This is a genomic window from Streptomyces sp. NPDC017056, from assembly GCF_044332485.1.
Taxonomy (GTDB): Bacteria; Actinomycetota; Actinomycetes; order Streptomycetales; family Streptomycetaceae; genus Streptomyces.
The window spans coordinates 74,864-97,242 of the sequence record NZ_JBIRPD010000028.1 but is presented as its reverse complement, the minus strand read 5'-3'; the positions used below and the strand labels follow the sequence as shown (position 1 = coordinate 97,242).

Here is a 22,379-nt window from a genome sequence, read left to right as displayed (position 1 = left end):
TCAGCCCACCCGGCCTGCGAAGATCCGTAATGGGCCGGAAGATATGGGGCAAAAGGTCTGGGAACGAAAGATCTACTCGGTACGACAGGGCGAGGGAGTGGCGCATGGCCACGGCGGACGACGGCACCCGCGGGATCCGGGACGAGGACACCCGCGACAGGAGCTTCCTCGGGGAGGTGAAGGACGCGGTCTCGGGGCGGGCCGCCCTGCTGATGATCGGCGTGCTGGCCCTGACGGCGCTGTTCATCGCGTCGTACGCGGGCGCCTTCCACTCCCCCAAACCGAAGGACGTCCCGCTCGCGGTCGTCGCGCCCCAGCAGATGGGCGGACAGCTCGTCGAACGGCTCGACAAGCTGCCGGGCTCGCCCCTGGACCCGCGCACCGCCCCCTCCGAGGCGGACGCGACGCGGCAGATCAAGGAGCGGGACATCGACGGCGCGCTGATCGTCGACCCGCGCGGCAGCACCGACAAGCTGCTGGTGGCCAGCGGCTCCGGAGCCTCGCTCTCCCAGGCCGTCGAACAGGTCGTCACCCAGGCGGAGAAGGCGCAGAAGCGCACCGTGCAGGTGCAGGACGTCGCGCCCGCCGACAAGGACGACACCCGCGGTCTGTCCTCGTTCTACCTGGTGGTCGGCTGGTGCGTGGGCGGCTACCTGTGCGCCGCGATCCTCGCGATCAGCTTCGGCGCCCGCCCCACCAACCTCAAGCGGGCGGTCATCCGGCTGGGCGCGCTCGCCGTCTACTCGGTCCTCACCGGCCTGGCCGGGGCCGTCGTCATCGGCCCCATCCTGGGCGCGCTGCCCGGCAGCCTCTTCGGGCTGTGGGGGCTGGGCGCCCTCATCGTGTTCGCGGTGGGCGCGGCCACCTTCGCCTTCCAGGCCGTCGCCGGGATCATCGGCATCGGGCTGACCATCCTCCTGGTCGTGATCGCCGGCAACCCCAGCGCGGGCGGCGCCTACCCCTACCCCCTGCTGCCGGACTTCTGGCGGGCGATCGGTCCCGCGCTGCCGCCGGGCGCGGGCACCTGGGCGGCCCGCTCCATCGCGTACTTCCACGGCAACGCGGTGACCGGGCCGCTGCTGGTGCTCTCCGCGTGGGCCGTCGCCGGCACCGTCCTGACCCTGGTCTTCGCCTCCCTCACCAAGGGCCGCGCCGCGGTCAACCGCAGCGAGGTACGGCAGTGACCGCGGCGGCGCCCGGCCCGGCGCCGCCGCCCGCCGCGCGGCTCACATGTGCGTACCGCCGTCGATGCGGATCTCCGTACCGGTGACGAACGCGCCGTCCTCGGAGGCGAGCATCGCTATGACGCCCGCGACCGCCTCCGGGGGCGCGAAGCCCTCGCCGATGGCCGGCATCAGCTTTCCGAACAGGCTCATGTCGGCGTCCTCGGGCAGGCCCGGGTTGTCGGTCATGCCGGACCGCACCGACCCCGGCGCCACACACACCGCGCGCAGCCCCTGCTTGGCGTACTCGCTCGCGATGGCGTGCGTCATGGACTGGATGCCGCCCTTGCTGGCCGCGTACGCCGCCATGTAGGGGTGCGCGAACGCGGCCGAGGTGGAGCTGAAATTGACCACCACCGGCGCCCGGCCCCGCAGCAGCGCGGGCAGCGCCTCGCGGATCATCAGGAACGTACCGGTCAGGTTGACCGCGATGATCCGGTTGAAGGCGTCCAGGCTGGTCTCGTGGGTGTGCGAGGCGCGCAGGATGCCCGCGGCGTTGACCAGGACGTCCAGCCCGCCCAGCTCCTCGACGGCGGCGGCGACGCCCGCGCGCGCCGCGGCCTCGTCCGCGATGTCCAGGACGGTGGTGGCGAGCCGGTCGCCGTGGCCGTCCGCCGCGGCGCGCCCGGCGGTGGCCTTCAGCCCCGTCTCGCTGATGTCGGCGGCCACCACCCGGCCGCCCTCGGCCAGCACCCGGTGGACGGTGGCCTGCCCGATGCCCGAACCGGCCCCGGTGATCAGGACGCGACGCCCCTCGAAACGCTCCATGCGCGGGTCTCCTGCCTCTTTTGGTGCGTGTCTCCGTGTACGACACCGGCACCGTACGCCTTGACGGCACGTTGTGCCACATTCGCGTGACGTGCCACCTTGGCTCCGGGCGTCGTAAGCTCGTCCCATGCCCTCCGCACCCTCCCTGACCGAACGGCGCAAGGCGGCGACCGAGCTGGAGATCGCCCGCGCCGCGGCGGCCCTGTTCGCCGAGCACGGCACCGCCGTCACCGCCGACGACATCGCCCGCGCCGCAGGCGTCGCCCTGCGCACCTTCTACCGCTACTTCCGCACCAAGGAGGACGCGGTCGCGCCACTGCTCGCGGTGGGCGTCCGGCAGTGGCTCGCCGGCCTGCGCCGACTGGCGGAGGAGGCGGACGGGCCGTCCGTACGGGACGTACTGGAGCGAGCGGCGCGGCAGGCGCTGACGCCGTCCGACGAGCGGGCCGCCGAGGCGCTGCGCTGGACGCGCGGACTGCTGCGGGCGATGCGGGACGACCCGGCGCTGCGCGCGGTCTGGCACCGCGTCCACCACGACTCCGAGGAGGCGCTGATCCCCGTCCTGGCCGGGCTGACGGGCGCCGGGGCGCCGGAGGCGCGGCTCGCGGCGGCGGCCGCGAACACGGCGATGCGGGTCGCGGTGGAGACCTGGGCCGCGGCGGACGACGACGCCCCGGACGAGCGGACGGACGGCCCCGCCGAGCCGGCCGAGCTGGTGGTACGGAACATGAGCGCGCTGACGGCCGGGCTGCCCGGCCTGGACCGGCGCCGGACATGACACCGCCGGGCCCATGAAGGACCCGGCGGCAGTCTTACGGGGCGAGCCCGGCCGAAGCGCTTACAGTGCGCGCTCCAGCCGCTCCGCCATCAGCTTGGTGAAGCGTGCCGGGTCGCGCAGTTCGCCGCCCTCCGCGAGCAGCGCCATGCCGTACAGCAGCTCGGCCGTCCCGGCGAGGTCCGGGTCGGCGGCGCGCTCGGCCTGGGCCGCGCGCAGCCCCTCGACCAGCGGGTGGCCGGGGTTGAGCTCCAGGATGCGCTTGGCCTCGGGCAGTTCCTGGCCCATCGCGCGGTACATGTTCCGCAGCGCCGGGGTCACGTCGTCGGTGTCCGAGACGATGCAGGCCGGGGAGACGGTCAGGCGGGAGGAGAGCCGTACCTCCTTGACCTCCTCGCCGAGGCGCTCCGTCATCCAGGACAGCAGCGGCGCGAAGTCCTCCTGGCGCTTGGCCCGCTCGGCCTTGGCCTCCTCGGTCTCCTCCTCCGCGAGGTCCGCCTCGCCCTTGGCGATCGACCGCAGTTCCTTGCCGTCGAAGTCGGGGACGGCCTCGACCCACACCTCGTCGACCGGGTCGGTGAGCAGCAGCACCTCGTAGCCCTTGTCGCGGAAGGCCTCCATGTGCGGCGAGTTCTCGATGGCGGTGCGGGACTCGCCCGTCATGAAGTAGATGTGCTCCTGGCCCTCCTTCATGCGCTCGGCGTACTGCTGGAGGGTGACCGGCTTCTCCTGGTCGTGGGTGGAGTCGAAGGAGGCGATGCGCAGGATCGCGTCGCGGTTCTCGTGGTCGCTGAGCAGCCCCTCCTTGACGACCCGGCCGAACTCCCGCCAGAACGTGGCGTAGTTCTCCGGACGCTGCGTCATCATCTCCTTGACGGTGGACAGCACCTTCTTCACCAGCCGGCGGTGCATGAGCTGGATCTGGCGGTCCTGCTGGAGGATCTCGCGGGAGACGTTGAGCGAGAGGTCCTGCGCGTCCACGACACCCTTGACGAAGCGCAGGTACTCGGGCAGCAGCGCTTCGCAGTGGTCCATGATGAAGACGCGCTTCACATAGAGCTGCACCCCGCGCTTGTGGTCGCGCGCGAACAGGTCCTGGGGCGCGCGCGAGGGCAGGAACAGCAGGGCCTGGTACTCGAACGTGCCCTCCGCCTGCATGCGCAGGGTTTCCAGCGGGTCGGTCCAGTCGTGGCTGATGTGCTTGTACAGCTCGTGGTACTCGTCGTCGCTCACCTCGTCCCTGGAGCGCGCCCACAGCGCCTTCATGGAGTTGAGCGTCTCGGGCTCGGGAGCGGCCTTGCCCTCCTCGCCGTCCTCCTCCTTCTCCCCGGCCGGCGCCTCGGGAGCCATCCTGACCGGCCAGGTGATGAAGTCGGAGTACCGCTTGACGATCTCCCTGATCTTCCAGCGGGAGGTGTAGTCGAAGAGCTGGTCCTCCTGGTCCACCGGCTTGAGGTGCAGGGTGACCGCCGTGCCCTGCGGCGCGCCGTCGACGGGCTCGACGGTGTACGTGCCCTCGCCGGTGGACGACCAGCGGGTGCCCTCGCTCTGTCCGGCGCGCCGGGTCACCAGCGTGACCTGGTCGGCCACCATGAAGGCGGCGTAGAAACCGACGCCGAACTGGCCGATGAGCCCTTCCGCGGTGGCCGCGTCCTTGGCCTGCTTCAGCTCCTGGAGGAACTTGGCGGTGCCGGAGTTCGCGATCGTCCCGATGAGCTGGACCACCTCGTCGTGCGACATGCCGATGCCGTTGTCGCGGACGGTCAGGGTGCGGGCCTCGCCGTCGGTCTCGATGGCGATGTGGAGGTCGGAGACATCGGCGTCGAGCGTGTCGTCGCGCAGCGCTTCGAGGCGCAGCTTGTCCAGCGCGTCGGAGGCGTTGGAGATCAGCTCGCGCAGAAAAACGTCCTTGTTCGAGTAGATCGAGTGGATCATCATCTGCAGGAGCTGGCGTGCTTCTACCTGGAACTCGAACGTCTCGGTCGGCATATTCCTTGATTCCTTCTCATGTCACCAGGTGACGGGCCTTCCAGAGAACTCTAGATCAGCCGGTCGGTCCGCATACGCCCTTCTCCGGCACGGATGCCGCGGTGTCCGCCCGTGCCCCCCGCAACCCCCACCAGCAACCACACTTCGGCCATTAGCGGCGAACCCGCACGAGCATCCTGAACCCCCCGGGGTAACGGGAGTTGGCCGCTTTTCGCCGCCGTCCGGACCCGTCCGGAACCTCGCGCCCCGGATGTTCCCGCTGACCGCACGGCATAGCACACATCCCGTACCGAAACGCCCGTCGCTCGACTTCACGCCACCACGCACAGTTTTCAACCAGAGACTGGAAGTCACCGATCGATGTGCTTTCCTGGTGCGCCTCGGCCAGACTCCTCACCGTCCGGCATTCGAGACGACAACCGAAGGAGTGTTCGAAAATGCGGTACATCACTGGGGGGATCGCGCTCGGCGCGGCGCTCGCGCTCGGCGGTCTGGCCACCACGGCCCAGGCCCAGCCCGCGACGCCGAAGAGCCTGTACGCACCCTCGGAGTTGGTCCTCACCGTCGGGTACGGGGACACCGCCGCTACGGCCTCCATCCAGCGCGCGGTGTCGCTGAGCTGTAGCTCGTCCGGGACCGGTTCGCACCCCATGGCGCGCGCCGCCTGCGCAGAACTCCGCAAGGCCGACGGTGACTTCGACAAGATCACCAAGGCCGCCTCGGACCGCATGTGCACCAAGGAGTGGAACCCCGTCGTGGTCACCGCGAACGGCGTCTGGCAGGGCCGCCGCGTGGCGTACGAGCACACCTTCGCCAACCCCTGCGCGATGGAGGGCGGCAAGGGCCTGCTCTTCGAGTTCTGACCGGGCGGTGAGCCGCTGAGCGGTCCGGCCGCCGGCACCTCGCGGCCGCACCGCCGACCGGCCCCCGGACATCCACCAGGATGTCCGGGGGCCGGTCCCGTCGTACGCCCTCAACGCGCCGAGGACGGGCGGGCGGCACGCGCCCGGCGCACGCCCTCCAGCACCGCGACCACCGCGAGGGCCAGCGCGAAGGCCAGCAGCACCCCCTTGACCGGGTCCTCGGCGAAGCCGGCGCCGCCGATCCGGCCGATCGCCGTGCTCGTCACCGCCCACAGACTCGCGCCGACGGCGTCCAGCAACACGAACCGCCGCAGCGGGAACCGCAGTCCGCCGGTGGACAGGCCCGCCGCCACCCGCCCGCCGGGCAGGAACCGCGCCGCGACCACCAGGAGCGTGGCATGCCGCCCGACCGCACCGCAGGCCCACGCGTACCGGCGCCGCCCGCGCTCGCCGCGCAACAGCCGCGCGATCAGGCGCGGGCCGCCCCACCGGCCGATTCCGTGGCTGAGGCAGTCCCCGCCCAGCGCGCCCGCCGCCGCCACCGCCGCGAGCGCGGCGAGCCGCGGCAGGTCGGGCCCGAGCAGTACCGCCACCATCACCACGGTCGTCTCGCTCGGCATGAACGGCAGCAGCGCGTCCAGCCCCGCCACCAGGAAGACGATCACCCACAGCCACGGCGACTCCAACTGCGCCCGCAGCAGCTCCACCGCCTGGCCCAGCACGTCACCCATGGGCGGGCAACTCCCCTCCGCAGACGGCCCGCTGCGCCCGCTCGGCCAGCACGCGCCGGTCCGCTGCCGGCGCCGCCGGCGGGTGGACGGTCACCCGCACCGCGAGCCCGCCGGCCCCCGCCACCCGGTGCAGCGAGCTGCCGAAGCCCTCGTCGCCGAGGAAGGCCGCCACCGTGCTCGGCGTGCCGTGCTGTACGTAGCCGACCGTCACCGGCCGCACGGGGGCGCCCGCGTCGACCGCGGCCTGGAACGTCGCCCGCCGGAAACGGCCGGCCCCGGCCGAGCACCAGGTGGTGCCCTGCGGGAAGACCAGTACGGAGCGCCCGCCGCGCAAGATGTCCGCCAGCTCCGCCACGACCTGCGGCAGTTCGCGCAGGCCCGCGCGGTCGATGAACCGGGTGCCGGCCTTCCGGGCGAGCGGGCCCAGCAGCGGCCACTCGCCGATCTCCCGCTTGGCGAGCACCGTCACCGGCTCCACGGCCAGCAGCGCGATGACGTCCAGCCAGGAGATGTGGTCGGCGACGATCAGCGTCCCCGGGCCGCCTGCCGTGCGCGGCACACTGAGCGGCCCGCCGTACGGGCCGGGCGCGGCCGCGGGCCCGCTGGCGGTGGTCTCCACCCGTACCCCCAGCGCGCGCAGCACCGCCGTGGCCCGCAGCCGCATGGTCCGCGGGTCGGTGAGCCGCTCCCCCGCGGCGGCCCCCCTCACCAGCGCCCCGGCCAGCGCGGCATAGCGCGCGGCGAGCCGCAGGGCCGGCACGCGCGGGGCGGTGTGGCGGGCGCAGCGCGGGGTGCAGGTCGAGGTCGCGGCCCACGGGTTCACCGGGAGTCCCCGAGGAAGAAGCGGCGGTATCGGTCGTTGAGCCGCTCCATGTCCAGGAGGACGAAGAAGTCCGCGACGCCGAACTCCGGGTCGTGCGCGGGCGCGCCGCACATCCAGGCGCCGATCCGCAGGTAGCCGCGCAGCAGCGGGGGCAGCCGCGCGTAACTCGGCCCGCCCGCCCGGTCCGCGCCCGGCGCACCGGCGCCGGGCAGCGGTTCTCCCGCGTCGGGCGGCCCGGGTGTCCACGGCCGCCGCGGGTAGACCCGCAGGTCCGGCGGCGACGCGTGCCGGGTGGAGCCGAGCAGCCAGGCGTCGGCCGCGGCCCGCCCGCCGTCGTCCAGCGGCACCGAGGCGCAGCCGGCCAGGTAGCGGTGCCCGGAGAGCGTGACGTACCGCGCGAGCGCCGCCCACAGCTGGTTGACGACCGCGCCGGAGCGGTGGTCGGCGCGGACGCACGAGCGGCCCGCCTCGACCGTCCGCGCCCGCAGCCCGTGCAGGGCGCGCAGGTCGAACTCGGTCTCGGAGTAGGAGAGTTCCGTGCGGCCGGGCGGCAACAGACGGTAGGTGCCGACCACGTCGCCGGTGGCCGTCTCGGTGACGATCAGATGGTCCGCCAAGTCGTCGAAGGCGTCCGTGTCGTGCCCTGGCAAGGGGGTGTGGAGGGCGGCGCCCAGTTCTCCGGCGAACACCTCGTAGCGCAGCCGCTGCGCGGCCCGTAGCTGCGCGGGCGTCTCGGCGAGGGAGGTGACGTAGGCGGGGCGGCCGGTCCCGGGCCCGGCGGGTGGTGCGGGTGCGGTGGTCGGTGCGGCCGGGGCGGGTGCGGTGGTCGGGAGCATGGCGGGTCCTGTTCTCCGTACGGGAAACCGTTCGCCTTCGACGCTAGGAATCCCGCTCGGGCCGCACATTGCCCGAAGGACAGCCCCCGCCCCCTACTTTCGTCGGGCCGCCCGCGGTCCGCCGGATGAACGGACCACGACAGGGCGCGGCCCGGCCCGCGCTGCCGCCCCGCCCCCTCCGCGGGGCGGCAGCACGGTGGCCCTGGTCCGTCCGCCGGATCGGCACGGCGGTCGGCTCACCGGCTGTTCGCCGGATTCTTTTCGGCCACGGGCTGCGCATCATTAGAGCCAGCGGCAACGGGCTTGGCAAATCCGTTCCGGCCGCCGCGCGGAAAAGCCGGGAAAGCATTTCGCCCGGCCTGCGCAGACTTCCTTAAGTCGTCGCGACCCACGCCACAAAAACACCCCCATACCGGACATTTACCTGCCGCTTCCCCGAAAGGCGGCACGCGTGAGAGGTGCCTCACATCCCCTTCGAATGGGCGGGTCACATGACATTCTCGTCAACACTTCAACGGCCGACAGCCGCTTCGTGGAAACGATTCCCCAGACACGTCACAGCGGAAGACGGCACCCGCCCGCCCGGTAATTAAGCAGACTTCTTTCCTATTGCCGCGCCGGCGGTCCGGCACGGAAAACGGAAACGGCCCCCGGCGGCAATTGCACCCGGGGGCCGTTCCGGTACGGAAAGGCCGCACTCAAGAGCGCGGCGTCAGCCGCCGTCCGAGATCAGCCGATCTCCGCGCCGACCGCCTTGAGGGCGGCCGGGACCGGCTGGAAGAAGGTCTCGCCGCCCGAGGAGCAGTCGCCGCTGCCGCCCGAGGTCAGGCCCACCGCCGACTCGCCGTCGTACAGCGCGCCGCCGCTGTCGCCCGGCTCGGCGCAGACATCGGTCTGGATCAGCCCTTCGACCGTCCCTTCCTGGTAGTTGACGCTCGCGTTCAGCGCCTTGACCGTGCCGTCGTGCACCTGGGTGGTGCTGCCGCTGCGCGTGACCTTCTCGCCGACCGTCGCCTCGGCCGCCTTGGTGATCTTCTGCGGGCTGCCGCCGTAGGTGTTCACCTCGCTCGGGTGCGGGGTGTCGCCGGTGTACTTGGCGATGGCGTAGTCGCTGCCGGGGAACTTGGAGTCCTCCGTGGTGGCGACCTCCTGGCCGCCCTGCTTGTCGGACCACGACGTGACGGCGTTGCCGCAGTGCCCGGCCGTCAGGAAGTACGGCTGGCCGCCCTTGGTGACGTTGAAGCCGAGCGAGCAGCGCGCGCTGCTGCCGTAGATCGCGTCGCCGCCGGCGAGGAACGGGGTGAACTCGCCCTTGCTGTGCCGCAGCGTGGCCTTGCTGCCGAGGCTCTTGACGACCTTGCTCAGTTTGTCGAGCTTCGCGCCCGAGACCGTACGGTCGGCGGTCACGACGACCTTGTTGGACCGCGGGTCCATCGCCCAGGCCGTGCCGGGGATGGTGGCCCGCTCCTTGAGCGTCTGGCGGGCCGCGTCGAGCTGGGCGAGGCTGTGCGGAACGAGTCTGGCCTCGGCGCCCTTCGCCCGCACGGCGTCGGCTGCCTTCCGGTCGACGACGTTGACGACGAGCTTCTTGCTTGCCGCGTCGTAGTACGAGCCGGCCGCGTGGCCGCTGAGCTGGGACGCGAGCGCGGTCGCCGCGGCCGGGGTCAGCTGCCGCGCGGGCGGCGGGGGCGTCGTCGCGTTGGCGTTGGCCAGCGTGAGGGTGGCGGTGGCCGCGAGGGCCAGGGCTCCCGCGCCGGCCAGGGCCGCGCGCCGCTGGGTATTCCGTCGGTGCTTCAACTCAAAGCCTCCCGTGGGGGGACGGGGCCGCGGCGTGTGGGGGACCACGGACCCGGAGAGTGTTGAGGAACAGACACGGAACGGGAGAAACCTGCGCAGCCTGCCGCAGGAAGTCGCGTCCATGCCAATGCGCGGTATCGAGTATTCCGAGGATCACCGCTCGCGCACAAGACCGAGATCCGGTCTGGAGAACGGAAGTTGACCGACCGGTCGTTCGCCCGGAGTTCCGATATCCGCGCACGTCGTCTCCCTGGGCGGACACCAAACGAACACTTTGGGGTGGCGCGAACTCGCCCCAGGTAAGGTCTACACCTGTCCGAAAACCGACCCCACGGGTCACCGCGCCCGCGTCAGGGAAGGTCCTCCGCCTCGGGCAACTCCTCCAGCACGGCAGCCGCCTCGCTTCCCGGCGCCGCCGCGGACACCGGCTCGGCCGCGGGCCGCGCCCCGGCGGCGGACCGCCGCTGTTCGTACGCCTCCGTCTGCGCCTGCGCCTGGAGGCCGGAGCGCTCCAGGAAGCGCAGCAGTTCGACCGGGAACGGCAGTACGAGCGTGGAGTTCTTCTCGGCGGCGACCGCGACGACCGTCTGGAGCAGGCGCAGTTGCAGGGCGGCCGGCTGGTCGGACATCGCCTGGGCCGCCTCGGCCAGCTTCTTGGACGCCTGGAGTTCGGCGTCGGCGTTGATGACCCGGGCCCGCCGGTCGCGGGTGGCCTCCGCCTGCCGTGCCATCGACCGTTTCATGGTCTCCGGCAGCGACACGTCCTTGATCTCCACCCGGTCGATCTGCACGCCCCAGCCCAGCGCCGGGCTGTCGATCATCACTTCCAGGCCCTGGTTGAGCTTCTCGCGGTTGGAGAGCAGGTCGTCGAGGTCGCTCTTGCCGATGATGGAGCGCAGCGAGGTCTGGGCGACCTGGGAGACGGCGAAGCGGTAGTCCTCGACCTTGACGACCGCGTCGGCCGCGTCCACGACCTTGAAGTAGACCACCGCGTCGACCCGGACCGTCACGTTGTCGTGGGTGATGCCCTCCTGGGCGGGCACCGGCATGGTGACGATCTGCATGTTGACCTTGCGCATCCGGTCGACCGCCGGAACGATCATGGTGAAGCCCGGCGGGCGCGGGGCCGACGTCAGCTTCCCCAGCCTCAGGACGACGCCCCGTTCGTACTGCTTGACGACCCGAGCCGCCGCCATCACGTACACCGCGCCCGCCGCCGCCACCGCGACCCCGGCCATCACGATTTCCTCGACCATCACGGCCCCCTGCCGTCCGAACTGCCCTGCGCCGCGTCCGAGTCGTGCGTCCTTACCACGGTATGACCGGTCCGTGAAACGGTCGAGGGTCCGCGTCGGCCGTACGCCGCGGCGCGACGGCGACGGGCCCCCGGCCGCGGGTGCGGTCGGGGGCCCGGGACGCTGCCGGCTGCGTGGGGCGGGTCAGTAGATGCTGACGCCGTACGCGCTGATCGCTTCGGTGACCGGCTGGAAGTACGTGGTGCCGCCGGAGGAGCAGTTGCCGCTGCCGCCGGAGGTCAGGCCGAGCGCGGTGCTGCCGGCGTAGAGCGGGCCGCCGCTGTCGCCGGGCTCGGCGCAGACGGTGGTCTTGATCAGGCCGTAGACGATGTCGCCGCCGCCGTAGTTGACGGTGGCGTTCAGGCCGGTGACCTTGCCGCTGTGGGTGCCGGTGGTCGAGCCGCGGCGGGTGACCGACTGGCCGACGGTGGCGTTGCCGGCCTTGGTGATGTCCTGGCCGCCGACCGTTCCTTCGTGCGAGACGCTGCTGTTGCTGTAGCGGACCAGGCCGTAGTCGTTGCCCGGGAAGCTGGAACCGGCGGTCGGGCCGATGCTCGTACTGTGCGAGGAGTTGGTGTACCAGGGCGGGTTGCCGTCGGTGCAGTGGCCGGCCGTCAGCAGGTAGTAGGTGCTGCCCTTCTTGACGTTGAAGCCGAGGGAGCAGCGCCAGCTGGTCGCGTAGATGGCGTCGCCGCCGGAGATCAGCTTGCGCAGCACGCCGGGGACGCGCTCCACCTTCAGCGCGCCGGCGTTGGCGCCCGCGGCCCGCTCGATCCGGTCGAGCTGCGCCTCGGTCACCCGGCTGTCGGCCTGGACGACCACCTTGCCGGTATCGGGGTCGACGGCCCAGGCGGTGCCCGCGACGTCGGCCGACCGTACGGAGTCGCTCACGGCGGCGAGCTGGGACGCGCTGAACGTGGTGGCCGGCGCGGCCTCGCCCGCGTGGGCGGTCGGCAGGGTCATGGCGCCGATCGCGGCCAGCCCGGACGCCACGGCGATCAGCCGCCCGCGTCTGGCCGGGCCGCTCCGGGGGGTAGTGCGCTCGTGTCTCACTGCTACCTCCGAGGGGATCGGGGACCCGCCTGCGGGCAGGTCCGTGCGGCGCCGCCCCGGCGGGCACGCGGGACTCCGCACGTCCCGTTCGCGCATGCCCCGGACAGCGCTGCTCGTGGAGTTTCGAGGGCACCGCCCGCAGGCGCAAGGGTGCCTTTCGGACGCGCGTGCCGCACCCGCGCACACTGACGTCCCGACAGCACCGGCGGGCGCTGCCGGGACGGTTGTCGACCCCCTCGGCCGGCTCTGTGACGTATCAGCGCGCCAGGCGGTTCCGCTCCCCCGCGCGCAGGGCGAAGGGCAGGGTGTTGCCGGGCGGCGGGAAGGGGCAGACGAAGTGGTCGGCGAAGGCGCACGGCGGCAGCAGGGTGCGGTTGAGGTCGACCGGGACCGTGCCGTCCGGCGCGGGGGCCGGCGGCCGCAGGAAGCGGAAGCGGTAGCTCTCCGTGCCGCTGCCGGCGTCGGCGAGCACCGCCCACAGCGAGCCGTCCGCCTCGACGGCGGCCTGGAGCGTGTGCTCGTCGCCGTCCAGCGTGAAGGCCAGTTCGCCGGCGAGCCCGAGGCCGCGCCGCTGCCCGTCGGCGTTGGGCACCTGGACGGTGCGCCCGGCGGCGTACGGCCGGAACAGCCCGGGGCGTACCCAGCGCTCGTCGTAGGGGAAGACGTCGATCCCGCCGAAGGTGCGCCGCGCCTCGGAGCCGGGGTCGAAGACCCGTACGGCCCACTGGCCTTCCCGGCGCAGCACCGGCAGCCGCCGCTCGCCGTGTGCCACCCGGGCGGCCTCGGGCGCGGTGTCGGCGCCGAGCCGTACGGTGCCGTCCAGCGGCGCCCCGTCGACGGTCAGCCCGTCGGCGGCAGTTGCGCGCAGGGTCACGGCCTCGCCGTCCGCGCTCCAGTGGCCCGGTACGCCGTCGAGGCGGCCGCCGGGGAAGTCGGCGAGCCAGTGCGTGGCGGTCAGCGCCGCCGGGCCGTAGGGCCGGGACAGCTCCTCGGTGCGCCGCTCGTGCCAGGTCTTCCAGTCCCGCTCTGCCTGTGTGCTGGTGGTGCTCATGACGGTCAACCCTTCCACAGCGGGCTCACGGGGTCCGGCAGCCCGAGATGTGAGCGCAGCGTCGTGCCCTCGTATTCCGTGCGCAGTACGCCGCGCTCCTGGAGTAACGGCACCACCCGGTCCACGAAGTCGTCGAGGCCGCCCGGGGTGAGGTGCGGTACGAGGATGAAGCCGTCGGCGGCGCGGGCGGCCACGAAGGCGGCCATCTCCTCGGCGACGGCAGCGGGCGTGCCGACGAAGGACTGCCGTCCGGTGGTCTCGATGACGGTCTCCCGTATCGACAGGCCCTTGGCCTCGGACAGCGCGCGCCAGCGGTCCGCGACCGCCTTGGGGTCGCCGATCCGGACGCGGCCCTGGGCGAGCCCGGAGTCCGGCTCGGGGTCGAAGTCCGGCAGCGGCCCGTCCGGGTCGTACGCGGACAGGTCCACGCCCCAGATCTGTTCGAGGGCGAGCAGCGCGTTCTGCGGGGAGACCTGCTGGCGGCGGATGCCGGCGGCCCGCTCCTGGGCGTCGGCCGCGGTGTCGCCGAGGACGAAGGTGACCCCCGGCATGATCTTCAGGGAGTCCTCGCCGCGACCGTGGGCGGCCAGCCGGCCCTTGACGTCGGCGTAGAACTCCTGCCCCGCCGCCAGCCCGCTGTGCCGGGTGAAGATCACGTCGGCGGTGGCGGCGGCGAAGTCGCGGCCCTCGGCCGAGTCGCCCGCCTGGATGACGACCGGGTGGCCCTGCGGGCTGCGCGGGAGGGTGAACGCGCCCCGGACGTCGAAGTGCCGGCCCTGGTGCGCGACCGGCCGCGGCGCCTCGCCCGGCCAGGAGTCCCACAGTTCGCGTGCGATGGCGACGAACTCGGCGGCGCGGGTGTAGCGGTCGGCGCGGTCGAGGTAGCCGCCGCGGCGGAAGTTCTCGCCGGTGAACGCGTCGGAGGTGGTGACCACGTTCCAGGCGGCGCGGCCCGCGCTGAGGTGGTCCAGGGTCGCCAGGCGGCGGGCGAGTTCGTACGGCTCGTTGAAGGTGGTGTTGACGGTGGCGGCCAGGCCCAGCCGGTCGGTGACCGCGGCCAGCGCGTTCAGCACGGTGAGCGACTCGGGCCGGCCCACGACGTCCAGGTCGTGGATGCGGCCCTTGTGCTCGCGCAGCCGCAGGCCCTCGGCGAGGAAGAAGAAGTCGAAGCGGCCGCGCTCGGCGGTGCGGGCGAGGTGTTCGAAGGAGGAGAAGTCGATCTGGGACCCGAAGGAGGGGTGGCGCGTAGCGCCTCCTACCGGGGTGGTGGTCGGGCGACGGGCGGGCCCGTCGGCCCATACGGTGGTGTTGTTGACGCCGGGGAAGTGCGCTGCCAGGTGCAGGCGCCTGGTGTCGGACGTGGTCACGAGGAGACCTTCCGGGCCGGTGCGTAGCGGTTGGCCGGGCGCGGCAGGCCGAGGTGCTCGCGCAGGGTGGCGCCCGGGTAGAAGCGGCGGAGCAGGCAGCGGTGCTGGAGCACCGGGACCGTGCCGTCGACGAGGAGGGCGAGGTCGCGGCCGGGGTCGGCGGGCCGCAGGTGGAAGCCGTCGGACACGCCGTCGGCGTGCCAGTCGCCGATCAGCTCGGCGAGCCCGACGGCGTCGCCGGAGGAGTACAGCTCGACGGGCAGCGAGGCGAACACCAGCAGCCGGTCCGGGTCCCGGCCCAGCGCGACGGCGCGACGGCGCAGTTCGGCGCGGGCGGCGCCCGCCGTGGTGGGGTCCTCGGCCCGTACGAACGCGATGTCCGCGTGTGCGGCGGCCACCTCCCGCGCGGGGCCCGCGGTCGCGTCGACGGCGACGACGGGGCGGCCCTGCGGCGGCCTGGGCGTGATGGAGGGGCCGCGTACGGAGAAGGACGTGCCGCGGAAGTCGACGTAGTGTAGCTTGTCGCGGTCGACGAACCGGCCCGTGGCGGCGTCCCGGATCTCCGCGTCGTCCTCCCAGCTGTCCCACAGCCGGGCGGCCACGTCGGCGACCTCCCCCGCCTCCTTCCAGAGCGCGTCGGCGGGCGCCGCGTCGCGGCGGCCGAACAGGTCGGCCTCGGCCTGGCTCCTGGAGACCTCGACCGTCCAGCCCGCGCGCCCGCGGCTGACCCAGTCCAGGGTGTTCACGGCGGTCGACACGTGGAACGGCTCGGTGTGGGTGGTGGTGACGGCCGGCACCAGGCCGATGCGCCCGGTGCGCGGCGCGACCCTGGCCAGTACGGCGAGCGCGTCCGGGCCGGGGCGGGCGAAGGAGTCGCCGAGCGTGACGAAGTCCAGGGCGCCGTGTTCGGCGAGCCGCGCCAGGCGGACGTAGTGCTCCGGGTCGTAGACCCGGGGGCCGCGGCGTGCCCTGCGGCCCGGGGTGTCGAGCGCGAAGGCGAGGTGCAGGGGGCGCAGGGAGCAGGGGGTTGCGGTCATGACGGTGGCCTTTCCGTTGCGTGCGGGGCACTGGTGCGCCGGTCGGCGGCGTGCGCCGCTATCCGGCGCCAGGCAGGCCGCGCGGGTTGATTTCCGAGGTCCGTACGGCTTCGCTGCTCAGGCCCCAGCGGGCCAGCACCCGGCCGTACTGCCCGGTGCCGATGACGTGCCGCAGGGCCGCGGCATAGGCACGGACCAGTCCGCTGCCCTTCTTCGTGGTGGCGGCGATCTTGCCCGGTACGGCCGTGCCGCCGCCGGAGAACGTGCCGGCGATCTCGCTCTGCCCGCTGGTGGCCGCGTGGTAGGCGGCGGTCGGGTGGGGGCCGAAGTAGGCGTCGATACGGCCGGACTGGAGCGCCAGGTAGTAGTCGGACGCGTTCTGGTAGTACGTGATGTGGACGGGGTCGCGTCCGGCCCGTTCGTTCTCCTCGCTCCAGTCCAGCAGGATCTTCTCCTGGTTGGTGCCGGAGCTGACCGCGACGGTGCGGCCCGCGACGTCCCGGGCGCCCGCGACCTTCCAGCCGCTGCCCTTCTTCGTCTCGACGGCGAGGTTGTCCAGCCGGTAGGTGGCGAAGTCGTACTTGGCCTTGCGCTCCTCGGTGACCGTGACGTTGGAGAAGACGCCGTCCAGCTTTCCGCTGTCCAGGCCGACGAAGAGGTTCTCCCAGGACAGCGGCGCGAACTCCGGGCGCAGGCCCAGGGTGTCGGCGACGAGGTGGGCGATGTCGGTCTCCACCCCGATCAGGGTCTTGTCGTCGGTGGCGTAGAAGCCGAGCGGCGGGTTGCTGCCGGCGTTGATGCCGAGCTGGAGGGTGCCTCGCGCGCGGATCCTGGCGGGCACCTGCGCGGCGATCGCCGGGACCTTGGCCGCGCGGACGCGGTGCTGGTCGGGCCCGATGTTGATCTTCGAGGCGGAGCCGCCGGCCCGCGCGGCGCCCGCGGGGCCGTCCGCTTCGGGCCCGGCGGTGCCGCAGGCGCCGAGCAGGGCGGCGCCGGTGGCGAGCGCGAGGGCGGTGGACAGGACACGGCGGCGGTCGGGCATCGGATTCCTTCTCTTCACGGTGCTGGTGCGCTCGGTCGCGGTCACGGTCACAGGACCTTGGACAGGAAGGACTTGGTGCGCTCGTGGACGGGCCGGTCCAGCACGTCGGCGGGCGGGCCCTGCTCGACGATCCGGCCGTCGTCCATGAAGACGACGGTGTCGGCGGCCTCGCGGGCGAAGCCGGTCTCGTGCGTCACCACGATCATGGTGGTGCCCTGCCGCGCCAGGTCCTTGATGACGTCGAGGACCTCGCCGACCAGTTCCGGGTCGAGCGCCGAGGTCGGTTCGTCGAACAGCAGCAGCTCAGGTTCCAGGGCGAGCGCGCGGGCGATGGCGACGCGCTGCTGCTGGCCGCCGGAGAGCTGCCGGGGGTACGCGCCGGCCTTGTCCGCCAGGCCGACCCGTGCCAGGAGCGCGCGGGCGGCGGCCACCGCTTCCTTCTTCGGCCGGCGCAGTGCCGACACCGGCGCCTCGGTGATGTTCTCCAGCACGGTCAGGTGCGGGAAGAGGTGGAAGTTCTGGAAGACGAAGCCGATGTTGGTGCGCTGCTTGCGGATCTCGCGTTCGCGCAGCTCGCGGAGCTTGTTGCCGGAGCGCCGGTAGCCGACGAGGGCGCCGTTGACGCTGATCCGGCCGCTGTCCGCCTTGTCCAGGTGGTTGATGGTGCGCAGGAGCGTGGACTTCCCGGAGCCCGAGGGGCCCAGGATCACGGTCACCTCGCCGGTGCGGACCGTCAGGTCGATGCCGCGCAGCACCTGGAGCGGGCCGAAGCTCTTGCGCACGCCCTTGATGTCGACCATCGCGGCCGGTCCTGCGATGCCGCTCATCGCGTGGCCCCCTTGGCGAAGTGCCGTTCGACGTAGTGCTGGAGCACGGAGAGCACGCTGGTCAGCAGGATGTACCAGACGGTGGCCACCATCAGCAGCGGTACGACCCGGCCGTTGCGCCCGTACACGACCTGGACCTGGTAGAAGAGTTCGCCGATCGCCATGACGGAGACGATCGAGGTGCCCTTGAACAGGGAGATGACCTCGTTGGCGGCGTTCGGCAGGATCGAGCGCATCGCCTGGGGCAAAACGATTCGCCGCAGCCGCCGCAGGGCGGGGATGCCCAGCGCTGCCGCCGCCTCCAGCTGCCCGGCGTCCACCGCCAGCACGCCGCCCCGCACGATCTCGGCGGCGTAAGCGGCCTGGTGCAGCGCCAGCCCGAGCACGGCGGCGCCCATCGCGCCGACCAGCCCCATCGTGTCGAAGGAGAAGAACGCGGGCCCGAAGGGGACGCCGAAGTCCAGCCGCTTGTAGAGGTAGGCGAGGTTGAACCAGAACAGGAGCTGCACGATGAGCGGGATGGAGCGGAAGGCCCAGATGTAGGCGAAGGCGACGGACTTGAGGAAGGGGCTGGCGGACAGCCGCATGAAGGCCAGCACGATGCCCAGGGCGAAGCCCAGCGCCGTGCCGTACACCGTCAGTTGCAGCGTGATCCAGACGGCCCGGAGGATGGCCGGCGCGGTGAAGAACCGGGCGAACACCTCCCACTCCCAGGCCGGGTTGGTGACCAGGCCGTGGGCGAACTGGACGACGAGCACCGCGGTGACCGCGACGGCGAGCCAGCGCCAGGGGTGGCGTACGGGAACGACCTTCAGCGCCGCGTCGTCGTCCGGCGCCGTCGGCGCCGGGGCCTGCGGCGGGCCGGACCGCGGCGCGGGCGCTGCCTCGCCGAGGCTCGGATCACTGGTCAGGGGCATGGGAATCCTCGGGGGCGTGGGCGGGCACGGGCGGGGCGGGCACGGCACAGCGGGCGGGCGCAGGTCCGGCGCGTTCGCGCAGGAAGCGGAGCAGGGCGCGCGCCGTGGCGTCGTTCTGCCGGAAGGAGGGCGCGTTGGTGCGGGGCCTGGCGAACGCCCCGGCGGAGCGGGCGTCGGTGTACGGGCCGAGCGCGAAGCGGCGCGGGTGCGGCCGCCCGGCGCGGTCCAGCACCCGGCTGTCGTGCGGGTCGACGGCGAGCAGGCCGGTGGCGGTCGAGACGGCGCCGTCGTCGTACAGGGCGCGCAGCAAGGCGTCCTTCGTCGCCGCCACGGTGGGCTCCGGAAGCCGCGCTTCCACCAGCGCGCGGGCCTCCACGAAGGCGCCGGGAACGCTGTCGCCGCCGGCCCGGAAGACACCGCGTTCCGGGTCCGGCGTGACGGTGGTGCCGGCGCCGAGGAAGCGCACCACGCCGGCCCTGGACAGCGCGAGCAGCTGCCGCAGCCGCGGTCCCGGCGGCCCGGAGGCCAGGTAGCTGAAGAACCCGTGCCACCACGGGCCGCGGTCCCCGATCCGCACGAGCTGCCCGTAGACCGACAGCAGGGCGAGGAAGACCGCCAGGTCGGGGCTGTGCGCGGGGTCGTGCCTGCGGGCGAGGTCGGCCTCGATGTAGCCCCGCAGGCCGTCCTGGAGAGCGTCCGCGCCGGGGTAGCGGAGGCCGGCCAGGGGCCGGTCCAGGGCGTCCAGGTCGAGGCGGTCGGCGGGGTCGGGCACGGCGGCGGCGACCAGCGCCCGCAGTTCGGCGCTGAGCGGTTCGGCGGCCGCGTACTTCTCCTCGAAGGCGGTCCACTCGGCGCGGACCCGCTCCGGGTGCGCCGTGAACAGGCGGTGGTAGTGGGCGAAGCCCAGTTCCTTGTCGACGAGCGGCCAGACGTCGCGCCGGAAGTCGATGCGCCCCGGCCTGGCGAGCAGCTCGTCGACCTGCGCGGGCCCCAGGAAGCGGGGCAGCGGGGGCCGTTCGCCCTGCCACGTGTAGCCCAGCTTGGAGTGGTACGGGACGCCGCGCCGCGAGCCGACGTGGAGGACCGGCTCCTTTCCCGACGGCCGGTACACCGGTTCGCCGCCGGGCCCCGTCTCGTACGATCCGCCGCGCCCCTCGGTCAGCAGCACCATCAGGTCGACGAAGGCCAGCCCGAAGCCGCGTACGATCACCGGTTCGCCGGGGGCCAGCCCGTCCAGGTCGGCGTCGGCCGTGAAGTCGGCCGGTACGTAGGTGAGTTGGTGCCGCTGCGCGAAGGCGGCCAGCGCCCGCTGGTCCGGCGGGGGCTGCGCGTCGAGGTGGCCCAGGGCGAGGACGACGAGGTCGGCGGCGAGCGGGGTGGGGCTGCTCTCCAGCCACACCTGCTGCCGGCCGTCGCGGGGACCCGTGACGCGCACCGCCCGGCGGCGGTGCGCGTGCACGGTGACGCCCGGCGGCAGCGCGGCCACCGACCGCTCGTACACCCACTCCAGGTACGCGCTCTGCACCTGCCGCCCGGCGAATCCCTGGGGCCCTAACTCGCGTATTGCCGCGCGGAGTTCGGAGCCGACCGAGATCTCTCCCGACCGTACTCGGTCGGCCCACTCCGCGAGCGAGGGCCCGTCGCGTACCGGCCCCTCCTGCTCGACGGAGTCGTCGGTGAACATGGTGACGTCCTCCGCCGTCGAGTTCATCCACAGCAGCGGGGACTGGTCGCGGCGCCAGATGCGGCCGCCGCCGGGCGGGTAGGGGTCGACCAGGTGCAGGTCCAGGGGCCCGCCGCCGTACAGCTCGGGGGCGTTGGCAGCGATGCGTTCGACCAGGCCGGTGCCGCGCGGCCCCGCACCGACGATCACGACGGCGGGCCTCACCGGAGACCGGGCCGGGGCCGGTGCCGTGAAGAGAGGCGAGAAGAAAGGGAAGAGGGCCGGAAGGTGCGCGGTGACGACGAGGCGTGCGCCGCGCGGCTGTTGACAGACATGCGCGAAGGCTCCGTGGACGCAGTGATCCCACTGGGGAGTCGGGCGCCTTCACACACACGCGGCACAGGGCCGTCACCGGCCACGCCCCTCAGCGCGGCCGATCCTTGAGGCTATGCGGCCAACACGCCCTGTTGTCAAGGTCGTCCGCACTGTGAGCCGTGGTCCACATCACGGTTGACGGGAAACCGGATGCCTGTTCCACTTAGCCGCATGTACTCATGGCAGCGGCTGGTCACCCGCGACCACATCGACTTCGGTCGAGTGTGGTCGTCGTCCTGTTGAGCTGACCCCCTGCCCCTCCCGGCCCCGCGTTCGCCCGGCCGGGCTCCACGCGGCACCGCCTCCTTCCTTCCGCCGCGCCTTCACACACCCGCGCCCCGTCGGCGCACCCTCCCCTCGCAGCACCGCACGGCTTCCCCGGTTCCTCCCGCACGCTTCAAGAAGGGCGCGGAGTACACCCGTGACGACTTTCCACCCCGCCCCGCTTCCGGCGGAGCTCACCCTGCTCCACACCACCGTCACCGATCCCCTGGCCCGGCCCCTGCTCGAAGAGCTGACCCACGAATACAGCACGCGCTACCACAAACCGGTCAACCTTGACGAGGAGTATCCGCCCGAGGCGTTCCATCCGCCCGGCGGCGCGTTCCTGCTCCTCCTGGAGCGCGGGGCACCCGTCGCCGGGGGCGCGTACCGCCGGTACGACGCGGGGACGGCCGAGCTGAAGCGGATCTGGACGCACTCCGCGCACCGCCGCCGCGGGCTGGCCCGCCACGTCCTGCACACCCTCGAACGCGACGCCGCCGGCCGCGGCTACCGCCGTATATACCTGACGACGGGCCCGCGCCAGCCGGAGGCCAAGCGGCTCTACCTCGCCGCCGGTTACCGGCCCCTGTTCGACCTGTCCGCCGACCCGGAGACGATCGGCCCGCTGCCCTTCGAGAAGCACCTGGCGGCCGTCACATGACGAAGCGGGGCATTCCCTCCCCCCTTCGCGCCGGATTCACCCCACCCCGCCGGATTCACCCCAACCTGTGCACGACACGGAAGGGTCGTCATCCGTACGAGGGCCGATCGAGATCCGGCCTGTTTGGGCACGAGAGGGATCGGGTACCGGTCCGGCACTGGACGTTCCTGCACTCAATGTGACAGCCTCCACACTGTCAGTTCCCGCGACTCTTCCCGGTTCTGACGCCATGCCACCCTCTTTGCACCAGATGTGTCACGAACCCCCCGTGCGGCGGCTATCCACTTGGCACAGCATCCGCATCATGGACGACGATAGAGGTGCGGGCACACAGACCGCGGGTGAGAGGAGGCGTCAATGGGATCGGTACGCAAGGCAAGCGCCTGGCTGGGCCTCGTCGACGACAACGACGACGAGCGCTACTACGACGACGACTACGCCGAGGGGTCCGAGGCCGGCAGCACCGGGAACCACCCCTGGGTGACCGACCCGCGCGTCCAGGTCGCCGACGAGAGCGCCCAGGACCAGGGCACCCGCATCGCCACCGTCACCCCGGACGGCTTCGGGGACGCCCGCGGCATCGGCGAGCTGTTCCGCGAGGGCGTCCCGGTCATCGTCAACCTGACCGCGATGGAGTCCGCCGACGCCAAGCGCGTGGTGGACTTCGCGGCCGGGCTGACCTTCGGCCTGCGCGGCTCCATCGAGCGGGTGGCCACCCGGGTCTTCCTGCTGACCCCGGCCGACTACCGGGTCCTCAACGGCGAGCCCGGCCGCCGCCGCGGCGAGGGCGGCTTCTTCAATCAGAGCTGAGGGGCGACGGGGTTACCGGCCGGGGGTCCGGGGGTTGCCCCCGGGAGATACAGCAATCAGAGCTGAGGGATCGCGGAGGTGTCGGCCGGGGGTCCGGGGGGTGCCCCCGGGCCCCCCGCCGTTGCCGTTACCGGAACGCGTCGAGGCCGGTGTGCCCCGTTCCCCCCACGAGCTGGGGCATCTCGCCCGGGCCCGCGTAGGGGAGCACCGCG

The 22,379-nt window shown here is 72.7% G+C and carries 20 protein-coding genes; 5 read left to right on the top strand and 15 right to left on the bottom strand.

The features are described from left to right. The first annotated feature begins 104 nt into the window (after positions 1-104). Positions 105-1,184 (top strand): ABC transporter permease, encoded by a 1,080-nt coding sequence (locus ACH4OW_RS35830; RefSeq protein ID WP_398032472.1) that lies wholly within the window; start codon positions 105-107, stop codon positions 1,182-1,184. A gap of 42 nt (positions 1,185-1,226) precedes the next feature. Here the strand turns inward: ACH4OW_RS35830 and ACH4OW_RS35825 are convergent, their stop codons facing one another. Beyond that, positions 1,227-1,991 (bottom strand): SDR family NAD(P)-dependent oxidoreductase, encoded by a 765-nt coding sequence (locus tag ACH4OW_RS35825; protein WP_398032471.1) that lies wholly within the window; start codon positions 1,989-1,991, stop codon positions 1,227-1,229. Positions 1,992-2,118: 127 nt separating this feature from the next. On the opposite strand from ACH4OW_RS35825, the gene ACH4OW_RS35820 reads away from it, so the two are divergent. Continuing rightward, a complete protein-coding gene (locus ACH4OW_RS35820; RefSeq protein WP_398032468.1) occupies positions 2,119-2,769 on the top strand; it encodes a TetR/AcrR family transcriptional regulator in 651 nt (216 codons plus the stop codon). 60 nt (positions 2,770-2,829) lie between these two features. On the opposite strand, the gene htpG is transcribed toward ACH4OW_RS35820, so the two are convergent. After that, positions 2,830-4,755, bottom strand: a complete 1,926-nt coding sequence (htpG, locus tag ACH4OW_RS35815) for a molecular chaperone HtpG (RefSeq protein ID WP_360128353.1) — start codon at positions 4,753-4,755, stop codon at positions 2,830-2,832. A gap of 437 nt (positions 4,756-5,192) precedes the next feature. Between htpG and ACH4OW_RS35810 the strand changes: the two genes are divergently transcribed. Continuing rightward, entirely contained in the window at positions 5,193-5,618 is a 426-nt protein-coding gene (locus ACH4OW_RS35810; RefSeq protein ID WP_360128355.1) for a subtilase-type protease inhibitor, read from the top strand. Positions 5,619-5,728: 110 nt separating this feature from the next. Here ACH4OW_RS35810 and ACH4OW_RS35805 read toward each other — a convergent pair whose 3' ends face one another. The 13 genes from ACH4OW_RS35805 to ACH4OW_RS35745 all read right to left on the bottom strand — a co-directional run bounded on the left by ACH4OW_RS35805 (position 5,729) and on the right by ACH4OW_RS35745 (position 20,282). Then, entirely contained in the window at positions 5,729-6,349 is a 621-nt protein-coding gene (locus ACH4OW_RS35805; RefSeq protein ID WP_360128358.1) for a VTT domain-containing protein, read from the bottom strand. Beyond that, positions 6,342-7,172 (bottom strand): lysophospholipid acyltransferase family protein, encoded by an 831-nt coding sequence (locus ACH4OW_RS35800; protein WP_360128361.1) that lies wholly within the window; start codon positions 7,170-7,172, stop codon positions 6,342-6,344. The genes ACH4OW_RS35805 and ACH4OW_RS35800 overlap by 8 nt, the downstream gene beginning before the upstream one ends. Next, positions 7,169-8,008: a GNAT family N-acetyltransferase gene (locus ACH4OW_RS35795; RefSeq protein ID WP_398032463.1), complete on the bottom strand. Its 840-nt coding sequence runs from the start codon at positions 8,006-8,008 to the stop codon at positions 7,169-7,171. The genes ACH4OW_RS35800 and ACH4OW_RS35795 overlap by 4 nt, the downstream gene beginning before the upstream one ends. 729 nt (positions 8,009-8,737) lie before the next feature. Continuing rightward, a complete protein-coding gene (locus ACH4OW_RS35790; RefSeq protein WP_360128367.1) occupies positions 8,738-9,805 on the bottom strand; it encodes a S1 family peptidase in 1,068 nt (355 codons plus the stop codon). A gap of 350 nt (positions 9,806-10,155) precedes the next feature. Further along, positions 10,156-11,061 (bottom strand): slipin family protein, encoded by a 906-nt coding sequence (locus ACH4OW_RS35785; protein ID WP_398032460.1) that lies wholly within the window; start codon positions 11,059-11,061, stop codon positions 10,156-10,158. Positions 11,062-11,244: 183 nt separating this feature from the next. Beyond that, entirely contained in the window at positions 11,245-12,153 is a 909-nt protein-coding gene (locus ACH4OW_RS35780) for a S1 family peptidase (RefSeq protein ID WP_398032458.1), read from the bottom strand. Positions 12,154-12,409: 256 nt separating this feature from the next. Then, positions 12,410-13,204, bottom strand: coding sequence for a DUF1684 domain-containing protein (locus ACH4OW_RS35775; protein WP_360128375.1), 795 nt, complete (start codon positions 13,202-13,204; stop codon positions 12,410-12,412). A gap of 5 nt (positions 13,205-13,209) precedes the next feature. Continuing rightward, entirely contained in the window at positions 13,210-14,571 is a 1,362-nt protein-coding gene (locus ACH4OW_RS35770; RefSeq protein ID WP_398032456.1) for an NtaA/DmoA family FMN-dependent monooxygenase, read from the bottom strand. Then, positions 14,568-15,608, bottom strand: coding sequence for an LLM class flavin-dependent oxidoreductase (locus ACH4OW_RS35765; RefSeq protein ID WP_398032454.1), 1,041 nt, complete (start codon positions 15,606-15,608; stop codon positions 14,568-14,570). Before ACH4OW_RS35765 ends, ACH4OW_RS35770 begins: the two co-directional genes overlap by 4 nt. Before the next feature lie 58 nt (positions 15,609-15,666). Next, positions 15,667-16,650: an ABC transporter substrate-binding protein gene (locus ACH4OW_RS35760; protein WP_360136664.1), complete on the bottom strand. Its 984-nt coding sequence runs from the start codon at positions 16,648-16,650 to the stop codon at positions 15,667-15,669. Between the two features lie 47 nt (positions 16,651-16,697). After that, complete coding sequence (locus ACH4OW_RS35755; protein ID WP_398032452.1) at positions 16,698-17,477, bottom strand: amino acid ABC transporter ATP-binding protein; 780 nt, start codon at positions 17,475-17,477, stop codon at positions 16,698-16,700. Further along, positions 17,474-18,394 carry an amino acid ABC transporter permease gene (locus ACH4OW_RS35750; RefSeq protein WP_398032450.1) on the bottom strand — a complete coding sequence of 307 codons (921 nt, stop codon included), beginning with the start codon at positions 18,392-18,394 and terminating at the stop codon, positions 17,474-17,476. Before ACH4OW_RS35750 ends, ACH4OW_RS35755 begins: the two co-directional genes overlap by 4 nt. Then, entirely contained in the window at positions 18,378-20,282 is a 1,905-nt protein-coding gene (locus tag ACH4OW_RS35745; RefSeq protein WP_398032447.1) for an FAD/NAD(P)-binding protein, read from the bottom strand. Before ACH4OW_RS35745 ends, ACH4OW_RS35750 begins: the two co-directional genes overlap by 17 nt. A 571-nt stretch (positions 20,283-20,853) precedes the next feature. Between ACH4OW_RS35745 and ACH4OW_RS35740 the strand changes: the two genes are divergently transcribed. Both ACH4OW_RS35740 and ACH4OW_RS35735 read left to right on the top strand, forming a co-directional pair. Beyond that, on the top strand, positions 20,854-21,357 hold the full coding sequence (locus ACH4OW_RS35740; RefSeq protein ID WP_398032443.1) for a GNAT family N-acetyltransferase: 504 nt from the start codon (positions 20,854-20,856) through the stop codon (positions 21,355-21,357). A 357-nt stretch (positions 21,358-21,714) separates the two neighbouring features. Further along, positions 21,715-22,167, top strand: a complete 453-nt coding sequence (locus tag ACH4OW_RS35735) for a cell division protein SepF (RefSeq protein ID WP_360136652.1) — start codon at positions 21,715-21,717, stop codon at positions 22,165-22,167. The last annotated feature ends 212 nt before the right edge of the window (positions 22,168-22,379 follow it).

What these genes read in the sequence shown, in the direction of transcription:
- ACH4OW_RS35760 (WP_360136664.1), bottom strand. Translation starts at nt 16,650, where the DNA reads ATGCCCGACCGCCGCCGTGTCCTGTCCACCGCCCTCGCGCTCGCCACC.
- ACH4OW_RS35775 (WP_360128375.1), bottom strand. Translation starts at nt 13,204, where the DNA reads ATGAGCACCACCAGCACACAGGCAGAGCGGGACTGGAAGACCTGGCAC.
- ACH4OW_RS35830 (WP_398032472.1), top strand. Translation starts at nt 105, where the DNA reads ATGGCCACGGCGGACGACGGCACCCGCGGGATCCGGGACGAGGACACC.
- ACH4OW_RS35825 (WP_398032471.1), bottom strand. Translation starts at nt 1,991, where the DNA reads ATGGAGCGTTTCGAGGGGCGTCGCGTCCTGATCACCGGGGCCGGTTCG.
- ACH4OW_RS35765 (WP_398032454.1), bottom strand. Translation starts at nt 15,608, where the DNA reads ATGACCGCAACCCCCTGCTCCCTGCGCCCCCTGCACCTCGCCTTCGCG.
- ACH4OW_RS35820 (WP_398032468.1), top strand. Translation starts at nt 2,119, where the DNA reads ATGCCCTCCGCACCCTCCCTGACCGAACGGCGCAAGGCGGCGACCGAG.
- ACH4OW_RS35750 (WP_398032450.1), bottom strand. Translation starts at nt 18,394, where the DNA reads ATGCCCCTGACCAGTGATCCGAGCCTCGGCGAGGCAGCGCCCGCGCCG.
- ACH4OW_RS35805 (WP_360128358.1), bottom strand. Translation starts at nt 6,349, where the DNA reads ATGGGTGACGTGCTGGGCCAGGCGGTGGAGCTGCTGCGGGCGCAGTTG.
- ACH4OW_RS35810 (WP_360128355.1), top strand. Translation starts at nt 5,193, where the DNA reads ATGCGGTACATCACTGGGGGGATCGCGCTCGGCGCGGCGCTCGCGCTC.
- ACH4OW_RS35735 (WP_360136652.1), top strand. Translation starts at nt 21,715, where the DNA reads ATGGGATCGGTACGCAAGGCAAGCGCCTGGCTGGGCCTCGTCGACGAC.
- ACH4OW_RS35795 (WP_398032463.1), bottom strand. Translation starts at nt 8,008, where the DNA reads ATGCTCCCGACCACCGCACCCGCCCCGGCCGCACCGACCACCGCACCC.
- ACH4OW_RS35755 (WP_398032452.1), bottom strand. Translation starts at nt 17,477, where the DNA reads ATGAGCGGCATCGCAGGACCGGCCGCGATGGTCGACATCAAGGGCGTG.
- ACH4OW_RS35785 (WP_398032460.1), bottom strand. Translation starts at nt 11,061, where the DNA reads ATGGTCGAGGAAATCGTGATGGCCGGGGTCGCGGTGGCGGCGGCGGGC.
- htpG (WP_360128353.1), bottom strand. Translation starts at nt 4,755, where the DNA reads ATGCCGACCGAGACGTTCGAGTTCCAGGTAGAAGCACGCCAGCTCCTG.